13 protein-coding genes are annotated in these 14,066 nt (G+C 54.4%); 7 read left to right on the forward strand and 6 right to left on the reverse strand.

Annotated elements, in window-relative coordinates:
- Positions 1–36: 36 nt before the first annotated feature.
- Both IV433_RS17840 and xthA read right to left on the reverse strand, forming a co-directional pair.
- On the reverse strand, positions 37–426 hold the full coding sequence (locus IV433_RS17840) for a pyrimidine (deoxy)nucleoside triphosphate diphosphatase (protein WP_195815271.1): 390 nt from the start codon (positions 424–426) through the stop codon (positions 37–39).
- 5 nt (positions 427–431) lie between these two features.
- On the reverse strand, positions 432–1,241 hold the full coding sequence (xthA, locus tag IV433_RS17845) for an exodeoxyribonuclease III (RefSeq protein ID WP_195815272.1): 810 nt from the start codon (positions 1,239–1,241) through the stop codon (positions 432–434).
- Between the two features lie 254 nt (positions 1,242–1,495).
- On the opposite strand from xthA, the gene tyrR reads away from it, so the two are divergent.
- Positions 1,496–3,070, forward strand: coding sequence for a transcriptional regulator TyrR (gene tyrR, locus IV433_RS17850; RefSeq protein ID WP_195815273.1), 1,575 nt, complete (start codon positions 1,496–1,498; stop codon positions 3,068–3,070).
- Between the two features lie 108 nt (positions 3,071–3,178).
- Here the strand turns inward: tyrR and tpx are convergent, their stop codons facing one another.
- Positions 3,179–3,682, reverse strand: a complete 504-nt coding sequence (tpx, locus tag IV433_RS17855; RefSeq protein WP_152327103.1) for a thiol peroxidase — start codon at positions 3,680–3,682, stop codon at positions 3,179–3,181.
- Between the two features lie 132 nt (positions 3,683–3,814).
- Here tpx and ycjG point away from each other — a divergent pair, with 132 nt between their 5' ends.
- Both ycjG and IV433_RS17865 read left to right on the forward strand, forming a co-directional pair.
- A complete protein-coding gene (gene ycjG / locus IV433_RS17860; protein WP_195815274.1) occupies positions 3,815–4,792 on the forward strand; it encodes an L-Ala-D/L-Glu epimerase in 978 nt (325 codons plus the stop codon).
- Positions 4,793–5,000: 208 nt separating this feature from the next.
- Positions 5,001–6,557 (forward strand): ABC transporter substrate-binding protein, encoded by a 1,557-nt coding sequence (locus tag IV433_RS17865; protein WP_305079900.1) that lies wholly within the window; start codon positions 5,001–5,003, stop codon positions 6,555–6,557.
- A 64-nt stretch (positions 6,558–6,621) separates the two neighbouring features.
- Here the strand turns inward: IV433_RS17865 and IV433_RS17870 are convergent, their stop codons facing one another.
- Positions 6,622–7,827 carry an MFS transporter gene (locus IV433_RS17870; RefSeq protein ID WP_195815276.1) on the reverse strand — a complete coding sequence of 402 codons (1,206 nt, stop codon included), beginning with the start codon at positions 7,825–7,827 and terminating at the stop codon, positions 6,622–6,624.
- Between the two features lie 112 nt (positions 7,828–7,939).
- On the opposite strand from IV433_RS17870, the gene IV433_RS17875 reads away from it, so the two are divergent.
- From IV433_RS17875 to IV433_RS17885, 3 genes are all read left to right on the forward strand, one after another.
- Positions 7,940–8,896, forward strand: coding sequence for a LysR family transcriptional regulator (locus IV433_RS17875; RefSeq protein WP_195815277.1), 957 nt, complete (start codon positions 7,940–7,942; stop codon positions 8,894–8,896).
- 158 nt (positions 8,897–9,054) lie between these two features.
- Positions 9,055–10,038 (forward strand): zinc transporter ZntB, encoded by a 984-nt coding sequence (gene zntB / locus IV433_RS17880; protein WP_195815278.1) that lies wholly within the window; start codon positions 9,055–9,057, stop codon positions 10,036–10,038.
- A 282-nt stretch (positions 10,039–10,320) separates the two neighbouring features.
- Positions 10,321–10,998 (forward strand): hypothetical protein, encoded by a 678-nt coding sequence (locus tag IV433_RS17885; RefSeq protein ID WP_195815279.1) that lies wholly within the window; start codon positions 10,321–10,323, stop codon positions 10,996–10,998.
- 57 nt (positions 10,999–11,055) lie between these two features.
- Here IV433_RS17885 and ttcA read toward each other — a convergent pair whose 3' ends face one another.
- Positions 11,056–11,991, reverse strand: a complete 936-nt coding sequence (gene ttcA / locus IV433_RS17890; RefSeq protein ID WP_195815280.1) for a tRNA 2-thiocytidine(32) synthetase TtcA — start codon at positions 11,989–11,991, stop codon at positions 11,056–11,058.
- A gap of 430 nt (positions 11,992–12,421) precedes the next feature.
- Here ttcA and IV433_RS17895 point away from each other — a divergent pair, with 430 nt between their 5' ends.
- Positions 12,422–13,663, forward strand: coding sequence for a diguanylate phosphodiesterase (locus tag IV433_RS17895; protein ID WP_195815281.1), 1,242 nt, complete (start codon positions 12,422–12,424; stop codon positions 13,661–13,663).
- Positions 13,664–13,750: 87 nt separating this feature from the next.
- Here IV433_RS17895 and IV433_RS17900 read toward each other — a convergent pair whose 3' ends face one another.
- Positions 13,751–14,008 (reverse strand): biofilm development regulator YmgB/AriR family protein, encoded by a 258-nt coding sequence (locus IV433_RS17900; RefSeq protein ID WP_195815282.1) that lies wholly within the window; start codon positions 14,006–14,008, stop codon positions 13,751–13,753.
- Between the last annotated feature and the right edge of the window lie 58 nt (positions 14,009–14,066).

Raw genomic sequence — 14,066 nt, forward strand, 5'->3', positions numbered from 1 at the left:
GCCTTTTTTATGGAGAAGCGCTAAGCGGCGCCGTGGCTACAAGGCCCGCAGATAGGCGTCAATCAGCGGTACATCTGCCGGTGCCAGTTCAAAGGAACGAACCTCCTGCGGCGCAACCCAGCAAACTTCCGAGTGACACTGTAACGAAATCGTTCCTGTGAAACTGCTGACGCGCCAGCCATGCAGGCGGATAAGGCGTTCCGGCTGATGCAGTTCGCTGGTCGCGACAAAACCGGCAACCTGCGCGGTGATGTTCATCTCTTCGCGTAACTCACGTATCAACGCGGCGGGCTGGCTTTCCCCGGCTTCCACTTTCCCGCCGGGGAATTCCCACAAACCGGCCTGATCGCTGCTGGCATCGCGCCGCGCAAGGAGTAATTTTCCCTCACGTTCAATCAGCGCGGCGACCACATCAATCGTTTTCATCTGTATTACTTCAGGTCGAACGTTGCCCAGATTGGCGCATGGTCAGACGGTTTTTCCATTCCGCGAATATCGTAATCGATACCGGTCGCTAAACAGCGTTCAGCCAGCGGATTGCTCGCCAGGATCAGATCGATGCGCAGGCCGCGGTTTTCATCAAAGCCGCGTGAACGGTAGTCGAACCATGAGAATTTATCGGTCGTTTCCGGGTTAACAGCGCGGAACGTATCAACGAGTCCCCAGCCTTTCAGGCGATCCATCCATTCGCGCTCTTCCGGAAGGAAAGAACATTTACCGGTGCGCAGCCAGCGTTTACGGCTGTCTTCGCCGATACCGATGTCCAGATCGGTCGGGCTGATATTCACGTCGCCCATCACAACTACCGGATTATTCACAGACAAACTGGTGTTCAGGTAATCCTGCAAATCGCGGTAGAACTTCTCTTTGGCCGGGAATTTGGTCGGATGGTCGCGGCTTTCGCCCTGCGGAAAATACCCGTTGATGACCGTCAGAATGCCCTGTGGCGTTTCAATGTCGGCCATGATGATACGGCGCTGGGAGTCTTCATCGTCTCCCGGGAAACCACGGCGTACAGCCACCGGTTCCTGTTTAGTCAGCATAGCCACGCCATAATGGCCTTTCTGACCATGATAAAACACGTGGTAGCCGTACTGGCTGACATCTTCCAGCGGGAACATGTCGTCGTGAACCTTAGTTTCCTGCAAACCGATCACGTCAGGCTGATGCTGTTCAATAATGGCGGCGAGCTGGTGTGGGCGCGCGCGCAATCCGTTGATATTAAAGGAGACGAACTTCATAGTCGGGAACCATTTGGCGATGAAATCAGAAGGGCGATAGTAGCAGAAAAAGGCAGGGATGGCGAAATCCGCGCACCCGAAAATAACAGCAAAAATCACTGCAAAAGCAAAATGCTTACCCGGTCATTGTGGCAAGGCGATTTCCACCCGGGAATTATTTTGTCAACTTTTCGTGACAGTCTCTTCTTCCCGTGTACATGAAAGAGTATTATCCCCCCAGCGATTTCCGCACCGGCAGAAAAAGGTCAACACTGATGCGTCTGGAAGTTTTTTGCGAAGACCGCCTGGGGCTCACCCGGGAACTACTCGATCTACTGGTTTTACGCAGTATTGATTTACGCGGGATCGAGATTGCCTCGATTGGCCGCATTTACCTTAATTTTTCCCAACTGGATTTTGATACTTTTCGCGCCCTGATGGCAGAAATCCGCCGTATCGACGGCGTGACGGATGTCCGTACTGTTACGTTCATGCCATCTGAGCGTGAACACCGCGCCCTGCGTGCGCTGCTGGTCTCCATGCCGGAGCCGGTTTTCTCCATTGATATGAAAGGAAAAATCGAGCAGGCCAACCCGGCGGCGATGGCGTTGTTTGAACTCGATGAAGAGAAAATCCGCAACGTCACGGCAGCAAACCTGATCACCGGTTACAACGTCACGCGCTGGCTGGAAAGCGATAATGCTCAGCCGCATTCCGAGCGCATTGTCATCCGCAGTCAGGATTTCCTGATGGATCTCACGCCGATCCACATTGAGGATGAAAACGAAAAAGGCGGTATCGCCGGAGCCGTGGTCATGCTCAAATCGGCCGCCCGCATGGGCCGCCAGTTGCAGGATCTGACGGTCAACGACGACAGCGAGTTCGACCACATTGTCGCGGTCAGCAGCAAAATGCGCCACGTGCTCGATCAGGCGCGCAAACTGGCGATGCTGGATGCACCGTTGCTGATCGTCGGTGATACCGGTACCGGCAAAGATTTGCTGGCGCATGCCTGCCACCTGCGCAGCGCGCGCGGCAAAAAGCCGTTCCTCGGCCTCAACTGTGCTTCGCTGCCGGATGATGTCGTTGAAAGTGAACTGTTCGGTTATGCCGCTGGTGCCTATCCGAATGCCCTGGAAGGCAAAAAAGGCTTCTTCGAACAGGCCAACGGCGGTTCGGTATTGCTCGATGAAATCGGTGAAATGTCGCCGAGAATGCAGATTAAGTTGCTGCGTTTTCTCAATGACGGCACGTTCCGCCGCGTCGGCGAAGAGCATGAAGTGAAGGTGGATGTGCGCGTGATGTGCGCCACGCAGAAGAATCTGGTGGAACTGGTTCAGCGCGGAGAATTCCGTGAAGACCTGTATTACCGTCTGAACGTGCTCAGCCTGACGCTGCCGCCGCTGCGCGATCGCCCTGCGGATGTCATGCCGCTGACCGAACTGTTTGTGGCGCGTTTCTCTGATGAACAGGGGATGCCGCGACCTAAACTGTCCCCGCAGCTGGCAAATTATCTGACGCATTACGGCTGGCCGGGCAACGTACGTCAGCTGAAAAACGCTATTTATCGTGCGCTCACCCAGCTGGAAGGCGGCGAACTGCGCCCGCAGGACATCGTTCTGCCAGACTTTGATGCCGAAGTGACGATTGGCGAAGAAGCGCTGAACGGTTCGCTCGATGACATCAGCAAGCGTTTCGAACGCTCGGTGCTGACCCGTCTTTATCGCACTTATCCAAGTACGCGAAAACTGGCGAAACGTCTGGGCGTTTCACACACGGCGATTGCCAATAAACTGCGCGAATACGGCCTCAGTGCCCGACGCGGTGAAACCGGCGAAAGCGAAGAGTAATGTCTGCGGGTCAGTAAATTATTCATCCAATAAGAAGCAATAAAAAAGCAACGGACTGAGCCGTTGCTTTTTTTCGCCTGTCATCCGCAGATGACAAAACTCAGATCTTTATTTCAGGACAGCCAGCGCAGACTCGTAGTCCGGTTCGGTGGTAATTTCGTTCACCAGCTCGCTGTACAGCACGTTGTCCTGACCATCCAGAACGATAACGGCACGTGCAGTCAGGCCAGCCAGTGCGCTGTCGGTGATCGCAACGCCGTATTCAGATTTGAAATCACCGCCACGCAGGGTGGACAGCGTGGTGACGTGGCTCAGGCCTTCCGCACCGCAGAAACGGGACTGCGCGAATGGCAGGTCAGCGGAGATACACAGAACCACAGTGTTCTCAATTTCGCCCGCCAGCTGGTTGAATTTACGCACTGACGTCGCGCAAACGCCGGTATCAATGCTTGGGAAAATGTTCAGGACTTTGCGTTTGCCCGCGAAGCTGCTCAGGCTGACATCAGAGAGATCTTTAGCGACCAGGCTGAACGGCTTGGCGACGTCGCCTTTTTGTGGGATTTTGCCAGCAACGGTGACCGGGTTGCTCTGAAAGTGTACTGTCTGGGTCATGATTATTTCCTATGGACATTGGAGTCAAACGGCTTTCAGTTTAGGGGAACAATTGTAGATTGGATATAGATTAAATGCTAAATACTTGTATATCTTATATATGCCCGTTTGAGTATATACCGAGGAGCCGTTATGAGAAGTGTTCGCTTTTATCCGGAAGCCTGGCCGTTGCATACGGCATTTGTGATCTCCCGCGGCAGCCGCACTGAAGCGCGCGTAGTCACTGTCGAAATCGAAGAAAAGGGCATTCGCGGGGTGGGAGAATGCACGCCGTATCCCCGCTATGACGAAAGCGAAACCTCGGTGATGGCGCAAATTGCCAGCGCCGTCACGGCGATTGAACAGGGCGCAACACGCGAACAGTTGCAACATTTGCTTCCCACCGGTGCCGCCCGAAATGCACTGGATTCGGCGCTGTGGAATCTTGAAACGCAACTCACCGGCCAGACGCTCTGGCAACTCACCGGCACTGAACCGCTGGCGTCAATCAGCATGGCGCAAACCGTCAGTATCGGCACGCCGGAAGAGATGGCGGAAGCCGCGCTCGCGCTGCAACAAAAGGGCGCAACGCTGCTGAAAATTAAACTCGATGACCGGCTGATAGCCGAACGTCTGGTGGCTATCCGCGCCGCCGTGCCCAAGGCGTCCCTGATTGTGGATGCCAATGAAGCGTGGCAAAGCGACGGGCTGGCGGCCCGCTGCCAGTTGCTGGCCGATCTCGGGATTCTGATGCTCGAACAACCGCTGCCTGCGGGTGAAGATTCCGCGCTGGAGAATTTCATCCATCCCCTTCCAATTTGCGCCGACGAAAGTTGCCATACGATTGAAGGGCTTCCGGCGCTGAAAGGGCGTTATGAGATGGTAAATATCAAGCTCGATAAAACCGGCGGGCTGACGGGCGCACTGCGGCTGGCGCAGGCGGCGTACGCGCAGGGCTTTGAAGTCATGCTGGGCTGCATGTTATGCACCTCACGCGCGGTGCGGGCGGCACTTCCGCTGACGGCGGGCGCGAAGTTCATCGATCTTGATGGCCCGACCTGGCTGGCGCAGGACGTTGAACCCGCGATGAAGTTTCACTGCGGCGGAATCGACATCGCCGGTTCCGAGTAATTTCTCGCCTGTTGCCGTTGTTTTGTGCGCGAAGGCAAATCTGTAACGATTTCCTGTAGGGGATTGCGGTAACAAATGATAAAACTCCTGAATATTTCAGGGCTGGCCCCTTATGTGTTCAGGAGAATTTATGCCGCAGGGAAAATCGTTTCCTCTCTTATCGTATTCCGCCTGTGCCGCGCTGGTGGCACTGATTTCCGGTCAGGCCATGGCCGCTCAGGTTCCCGCCGGTACGCAACTTGCCGCCAGACAGGAAATCGTCCGTCATATCAAAGATGAACCCGCTTCGCTGGATCCGGCAAAAGTCGTCGGCCTGCCTGAAGCGCAGGTGGCGCGTGACCTGTTCGAAGGTCTGGTGAATCAGGACGCAAACGGGAAAAGCATTCCCGGCGTCGCCGAAAGCTGGCAGAACCAGAACAATCAGGTTTTTCTCTTCACATTGCGTAAAGACGCCAAATGGTCGAACGGCGATCCGGTGACGGCGCAGGATTTTGTTTATAGCTGGCAGCGTCTGGTTGATCCGAAAAGCTTAGCAACCGGTTCATGGTTTGCGGCGCTGGCCGGTATCGCTAACGCCGATGCGATCATTGCCGGGAAAATGCCGGTCGATAAACTCGGTGTTACCGCCATCAGCCCGACGCAACTGCGCGTTACGCTCGACCGTCCGGTGCCATTTTTTGTCAGCCTGCTGGCGAACTTCAGCCTGTTCCCTGTGCATAAAGCCACGGTGGAAAAATTTGGCGATGACTGGACTAAGCCCGGCAATCTGGTGGGCAACGGCGCGTATGTGCTCAAAGAGCGCGTCGTGAACGAAAAGCTGGTGCTGGAGCCGAACCCGAATTACTGGGATCACGCGCGTACCGTACTGACGAAAGTCACCTTCGTCCCCATCAACAAAGAATCCAACGCCACAAAACGCTATCTGGCCAATGACATCGACATCACCGAATCCTTCCCGAAAGATCAGTACAAAAAACTGATGCACGATATTCCGGGACAGGTCTACACGCCGTATCAGCTCGGCACCTATTATTACGCGTTCAATACCCGCCGTGCGCCGACCGACGACGCCCGTGTGCGTCTGGCGCTGTCGCTGAGTATTGACCGCACCGTGATTGCCGAAAAAGTGCTGGGTACCGGCGAAAAACCGGCATGGCATTTTACGCCTGACGTCACCAACGGTTTCAAAGCCACGAAAAGTGAAATGCAGGATTACTCGCAGGAAGAGCTGAATGCGCAGGCCAAAGGGCTGCTGGCGGCGGCGGGTTATGGCCCGAACAAACCGCTGCATCTGACCTTGCTGTACAACACCTCGGAAAGCCATCAGAAGATTGCCATCGCGGTGGCCTCGATGTGGAAAAAGAATCTGGGGGCGGATGTAAAACTGGTTAATCAGGAATGGAAAACCTATATCGACAGCCGCAACACCGGCAATTTCGATGTGATCCGTGCGTCATGGGTCGGCGATTATAATGAAGCGTCAACCTTCCTGTCCCTGCTGACGTCCACGCACACCGGTAACATCAGCAAATTCAGCAGCGCCGATTACGACAAAGTGATCGCTGAAGCCAGCCGTGAAACCAGCGACGCGCGCCGTAACGATGACTACAACAAGGCCGAGCAAATCATCGCCAGCCAGGCACCGATTGCGCCGATTTATCAGTACACCAATGGCCGCCTGATCAAACCGTGGGTGAAAGGCTATCCGATCACCAATCCCGAAGACGTCGCTTACAGCCAGGAAATGTACATCATTAAACACTGATCCTGGCGGTTCTCCCCAAATGCAAAAAGCGCCAGTCACGGCGCTTTTTGTTTTTATCTGACGGTCAGCTTTTACGGCTGAACAAACGGACCAGCAGGGCGGCGGCCGCCGCAACAGTGGCCAGCAGAACCACACCCGTCCAGCCACCGGCTTCCAGTGCTTTACTGCCCAGCGCGGCACCGGCGGACATTCCGATAAACACGACGGTAAACAGCAGGGCGTTCAGTCTGCCGCGAGCCGCAGGTTCGAGGCCATAAACCAGTGTCTGATGGGCAACCAGCGTGGCCTGAATACCTAAGTCAAAACCAATGGCACTCGCCACAATCAGCGCAAGTTGCGCATGCGGCGACAACAGCGGCAGCATGAACATCGCGGCGAATGACACCATCACCAGCGCGGAACCCATTTGCGTGACCCGCGCCGGGCCTTTTTTATCGGCTAATGCGCCTGCCAGCGGAGCCGCCAGCGCACCGGCTGCCCCGGCCAGCCCGAAAGCACCGGCCACCGCGCTGCCCAGATGGAACGTATCGTTGAGCATAATCGCCAGGGTTGACCAGAACGCGCTGAATGCGACAGACAGCAAACCCTGAGCCAGCGCCGCGTGGCGCAGCGTTTTATAGTGCTTCCACAATCCGAACATGGAATGCAGCAGACGGGCATAGCTGATGCGCGTGTCCGGCGTAAACCGTGGCAGAACCCGCCACAGCGCAGAACCAATCAGCGCGACGCTCACCGCTGCCAGCTGATACATCACCCGCCAGCCAAAATACTCCGCAACAAACCCGCTGACCACGCGGGAAAGCAGGATCCCGACCAGCAAACCGGTCATTACCGTTCCGACCGTTTTACCGCGCTGCGCCGGCGGAGCAAGATGCGCGGAAGCGGGCACGATATCCTGCGCCATGGTCGCGCCGATACCGGTGATCAGACTGGCGACCAGTAAGCCGTGAATGCCCGGCACAAAACCACACAGCAGCAGCGCAACGGCCAGCAAAATACTCTTGAGCAGGATAATTGTCCGGCGGTCGTGACGGTCACCGAGCGGGATCAAAAAAAGAATGCCCAGCGCGTAACCGGCCTGCGTCAGCGTCGGGATCAGCCCGACCGACGCGGTGCTGGCCTGCAAGTTTCCGCCCATAATGCCGAGCATTGGCTGGCTGTAGTAAATCGATGCCACGCTCAGCCCGGCACCGGCGGCCAGCGTAAAAATGATTTTGCCGGAAAGCGCCGGTTCAGCGGCGGTTGCAGAAGTTTGGGTGATGTCTGACATGATGTTTTCCTGATGAATGCGTGTGTTGTGTGGATGTCATGGCACGCATTCTTCACCCGAACGGTTATAAGTGGTAGCCTGCACAAAGGTAAAACTGTTATACGCGAGGCGTATGAATACACCACTCACCAGCGGTATTGACCGCATCGACTTAATGCAGACGTTTGTCCGTATCGTTGAAAGCGGCAGTTTATCCGCCGCCGCCGCCCAGCTGGGCACCAGCCAGCCAACGGTCAGCCGCCGTTTGCAGTCGCTGGAGAAAATGCTCGGCGCCCGGCTGATTCTTCGCACTACTCACGCCATGAAACTGACCGACGACGGCGAGCGGTGTTATGCGCAGGCCAAATTATTGCTCGAACGCTGGGCGTCGCTGGAAGATCAGTTACACGGCGCGGGAGATGAACCGGTGGGCACTCTGCGCGTGCGTGCGCCGCATGCGTTCGGGCAGGATCAGCTGATCGGGCCGCTGACCCGCTATTTACAGCAGTCACCGAACCTGACGGTGGACTGGATGCTCAACGACCGCACGCCGGATTTCCTCTCCGAAGATATCGACTGCGCAATTCAGGTCGGGAACGTTGCGGATCCGTCGATGGTGGCGGTTTTGCTGGCCGAAGTGCCGCGTATCGTGATCGCCACGCCCGAATTACTGCAACAGCATCCGGTGACGCAGGTCAGCGAGCTGGCGAGTTTACCCTGGGTCGCCCTCAGCACTTTTTACCGTAATGAAGTCATGCTGCGCCACGATACCGACGGCAGAATGGAAAGCTGCACGATTGCGCCGCGCATGGCGACAGACAGCTTATACGCCGTGCGCAAGGCCGCGCTTTCCGGGCTGGGCGCGGGCATTGTGTCGGCGTGGGTGGTGCAGGACGATCTCGCGCAAGGGCATTTACAACGCGTCTTGCCCGGCTGGAACGCGCTGCCGCTGCCTGTCTATCTGGTGTATCCGTATTCCAGCTATTATCCCGCGCGGCTGCGTAAATTTCTGGAAGTGATGCGTGGCGTTATGCCGGATCTGGCCGAAATGCAGGCACCGGGCAGTCAGAAATACTCTGGAAAATTGTGAAACAGTAAAGCGGGCGCTGTTTACATTTTTCCCGCGAACTCATGGCATGATCGCTTCAGGATATTGGGGTGAAGGGTTTTCACCTGAGTTGTGTTTTGGAACTTCAAGCACTTAACGCTAAACTTAGAAAAGATAACGCAGAAAAAGCGAGGAACATCGTGGAAGTGATAAAGGGAAATGAACTACAGGTTGCCGACGCCGTTTATTCATTCCAGATGAACGGCGAGGGCGGTGTGAACGAAATCAGCCCGCAGTGCGTGGCGAGCGATGAAAAGCCGTGCTGGCTGCATCTGGATTACACGCGGCCTGAAAGCGAACGGTGGATCAGCAATACGCCGGTGTTACCCGATACCGTGCGCGAAGCGCTGGCCGGTGATAGCGTGCGGCCAAAAGTGGTGCGCGTCGGCGAAGGGACGTTAATCACCCTGCGCAGCATCAATCTGAATGCGGATGCAAGACCGGACCAGCTGGTCACGATCCGCGTTTATCTGACCGATAAAATCATCGTCTCGACCCGCCATCGTAAGGTGTTCTCGATGGAAGAGATGATCAACGATATGCAAACCGGCAGTGGCCCGAAAAATACCGGCAGATGGCTGGTCGAAACCTGCGATGCGCTGACCGATCACACCAGCGATTTCATCGAAGACCTGCACGACAAAATCATTGATATCGAAGACGACCTGATGGAACAACAGGTGCCGGAGCGCGGTCAGATGGCGTTGCTGCGCAAACAACTGATCGTCCTGCGCCGTTATATGGCGCCGCAGCGTGATGTCTTCTCGCGTCTGGCGAGCGAACGTTTGCCGTGGATGAACGACGACGACCGCCGCCTGATGCAGGAAATTTCCGATCGTCTGGGGCGCGGGCTCGACGATCTGGATGGCAGCATTGCGCGCACCGCAGTGCTCTCTGATGAAATCAGTTCACTGCTGGCCGATTCCCTCAACCGCCGCACGTACACTATGTCGATGCTGGCGATGATCTTCCTGCCAACCACCTTCCTCACGGGGCTGTTTGGTGTGAACCTCGGCGGGATCCCCGGCAATACGTCGCCCATAGGTTTCGGGGTTTTCTGCGGATTTCTGATGTTGCTGGGGGTTGTCGTGGCGTGGTGGCTAAAGAAAAGTCGCTGGCTGTGATGTACTAATTGCCTGAAAAAAGCCAAAAAAAAGCCGGTCATAAGACCGGCGTCGTTCGAATTAAATTGTGCTATGCATTAATTCTAAAAATTTGGAAATAAGACAATATGGAGCACAACGCCCATCGCTTGACGTTGCATTCACCTGCGAAATAGATACTGCACCCAATCAACGGTTCTAATGTTGATTTCGCTCAATCTTTTTGAGGTTTATGCCCTGCAAGGTGCATTCACAGGCACTTTTGCCGGAACGATCTCATTTTTGCATACCCAGGAGTTTGTCTTGCATACCGCCGAAATGATTCAAAAAGCGTATGACGACGCGACCCGCAGAACGCTGGAAATCTGGAATTCTCACCCGGAATCCGGCGTTGTCCGCTCAGAACCGTTCTACCATCCCACCCGTCTGGCGATCACCAGCGGAAACCGCGCCGGGCCGGCCATGGCAGGGCTGATATCCGAACTGAAAGCGGTGACGCAGGGCGATCTGCTGGCCGACGTCGCGCCGCCAGATGGCATGCATTTTACTTTTTTTCCCGTCACGCAGGCGCTGTATAACAAACCGGAAGACGCACCGGGAACCGGTGAATTAATCGCTATTTTCAGAAAGCATTGCGACGGTCATATCATGCACATCCGCGATTTGCGGCTGATTGCGTTGCCGGATCAGCTGCTGCTCGCCGGATTTCCTGATGAACAAAGCCAGCGTGTCAGACAAGCGCTGGTGGATGATTTGATGAAAACGCCGTGGGCGGAAAAAATCCGGGAGCGGTTTCCTCATACGGAGATCCCGCCGGTTTTCTGGCACAGCACGCTGCTGCGTTACAGCGCACAATACCTGCCGGAACCGCTGCGCGTCTGGTTTCATGAAAATCAGCATCGAAACTTCGGAGCGCTCAGCCTGCCGGTCAGACTGGTGATGACCAACTACAACTGGACCGAAACGTTCACGCTGGTCTGAAAAGCAAAAAGCCCGCATCTGCGCGGGCTTTTCAAACGGTGACTTCCGGACGAAATCTTACTTAATTTCCAGCACGTTCAGACGTTCAACCGGCGCAGCCGTTTCGTCGTCTTCAGGCTGCCAGCCCGCAGGCTGCATCGGGATCTCTTCACGGTCAAACGCCAGATCGCCGCCATCAACCACTTCACCGCCATGTTTAATCCCTTTGAAATCAAAAAGATTCATGTCATTCAGATGTGAAGGCACCACGTTTTGCATCGCGCTGAACATGGTTTCGATACGGCCAGGGTATTTTTTATCCCAGTCATTCAGCATGTCGCCGATTACCTGACGTTGCAGGTTTGGCTGCGAACCGCACAGGTTACAAGGGATGATCGGGTATTCGCGCGCAACGGCAAAACGCTCAATATCTTTCTCACGGCAATACGCGAGGGGGCGGATCACGATGTGTTTACCGTCGTCGCTCATCAGTTTTGGTGGCATACCTTTCAGCTTGCCGCCGTAAAACATATTGAGGAACAACGTTTGCAGCATGTCGTCGCGATGATGGCCGAGGGCGATTTTGGTACAACCCAGTTCAGTCGCGGTGCGGTACAAAATCCCGCGGCGCAGACGCGAACACAGAGAGCAGGTGGTTTTGCCTTCCGGGATTTTGTCTTTCACGATGGCATAGGTGTCTTCGGTGACAATCTTGTATTCCACGCCCAGCTTTTCCAGATATTCCGGCAGGATATGCGCCGGGAAGCCCGGTTGTTTCTGGTCAAGATTGACCGCCACCAGGGAAAAATTCACGGGTGCGCTTTTTTGCAGATTGCCCAGAATTTCCAGCATGGTGTAGCTGTCTTTACCACCGGACAGGCAAACCATAATACGGTCGCCTTCTTCGATCATACCGAAGTCACCGATCGCTTTACCGACTTCACGGCGCAGGCGCTTTTGTAATTTATTCAGGTTGTACTGAGCTTTTTTATCAACTGATTGAATTTCTGACATTAATAGTAACTCTGACTCAAAAAGGGGTACCAGAAGGGCGTGGTCGTCATAGCGCGAGTTTAGCATTGTGCGTTTCTGTCTGCGCGCAGCTCATGTCTTCCGGCCGACGGCGTTGTGGCGCGTATGATACGGATTACGCCGCCGAATGTCAGCGCGTTTTATAGCAGATTAAGAAAGTGAAGGTTTTGCGCTACCGGTGACAGCAAGTTAAAAGCCTGCTGACTAACCCGTTTAATTGCTACCCCGCAGATTTGGGCCGCATCAATGTTTTTTTCTTGTCCAATCTCTTCATTTGAATTGCCGGCGCCGCAGGGAATTGCCGCCGTTTTCCGGTCTGATTTCATAAGGGAAAATGATAGATTGGGATGTTTCTATAACCGAAATTTCTGCTACCCTGAGGGTCTAAACACGCTCCTTTTGGAAACACCCGATGCTTTTAACCCTCGTTTACCGCAGCCATATCAGTGAGCATGTTCACTCTGCTTCACTGGTCGACATGGTGTCACAAGCCAACGTTAACAACGGACTGTTGAGCATTACCGGCATTCTGCTTTTTGACGGGATGCACTTCTTCCAGTTACTGGAAGGGCCGGAAGAGGCAGTGGACGCACTCTACAGTACGATTTGCCAGGATCAGCGTCACCATAACGTGGTGGTGCTTATGCGCGACTATGCGCAGTCGCGTCGCTTCGGCAATGTGGGGATGGAGCTATTTGACCTCAGGCATCATCACGAAGATGAGGTGCTTCAGGCGGTCCTCGATAAAGGTACATCGAAATATCGGCTCACTTACGAAGACCGGGCTCTTCAATTCCTGTGCACCTTTGTGCAGGCTCGTGAGAAGGAAAATTATCTCGAAATTCTTCCGGCTGATTCCTGGTCTTTCATCGCCGATGAACCCCTGAAAGCAGAAGTAGAATTTATCTTTCCCGAGATGCAGGACTACAGTTTTGCATTCCAGCCGATTGTTGACCCGCTGAGCCGCGAGATTATTTCTTATGAAGCGACAATCCGCGGGCCGGAAGGTGGATCAGCGATGGAGTATTACTCCCGTTTGTCCGGAACAACGATCTATGAGGCGGATCTCAAATCCAAAAAGCTGGCTTTTGCCATGGCGCAAAAAATGGGGATCGGAGACAAAACGATTTCAATCAAGCTTTTGCCTATGACACTTGTCATGGTGCCGGATGCTGTGGAGTCCCTGATTAATGACATCATCGCCGGCGGCCTGGTTCCTGAACAGATTGTGGTGGCAATCACAGAAAACGGCGTCATAACCCGTGAGGACAAGTTTTCCACGGCGATGAAACAACTTAAAGCCTCGGGAATGCGTCTGGCGATCGATGATTTTGGTGCGGGCTCTGCGGGATTGCTGCTGCTGACGCAATGCCAGCCGGACAAAATTATGATTGATCGCAATATGATTTGTGACATCCATACCAGCGGACCGAAACAGGCCGTCGTGCAGGCCATCATCAGGTTCTGCTCAGCTTTAGAAATCTCTGTTATCGCGACAGGCGTTGAAAAACCTGAAGAGTGGATGTGGCTGGATGCGGCAGGGGTGTGTAATTTTCAGGGCGAGCTGTTTGCTGAGCCAAGACTGAAGGGCACGCCTGTAGTGGCCTGGCCGGAAGTCAGCTACGAGTATCAGTCAGGTCATCAGGCTCTCTGAGAACTTGCAGGCGGCATGTAAGCTTTAAACGCATGAGCCCGGCAGATAATATTTGCCGGGCTCATTTCAAAATGATTTGCTGTGGATTTATACAATATCATCATCCGGTGTGCGGTAAACGACGTACTCAAGCGCTTCCAGATAAATATCCTGCTTATCGGTATCACTTTCCTGCTCAATCTTCTGAATCAGACAAAGAATAATATCTTTGTGAGTAACCACTTCTTTTTGATTCTTTAAGTTTTTATAAATACGGATGACCGTTTCGTTTTCAACCAGAAGTTCAGGGTCTTCTGTCAGAATATAATCAGCCAATGTGACATGAGTATAAGACACGTCTTGCATTTTAATACCCTCCGCGTTTGTAATTAGAAAATATCATTTAATATCCCGCGCCTGTCTG

This window comes from Rahnella laticis (genome assembly GCF_015644585.1).
Lineage (GTDB): Bacteria > Pseudomonadota > Gammaproteobacteria > Enterobacterales > Enterobacteriaceae > Rahnella > Rahnella laticis.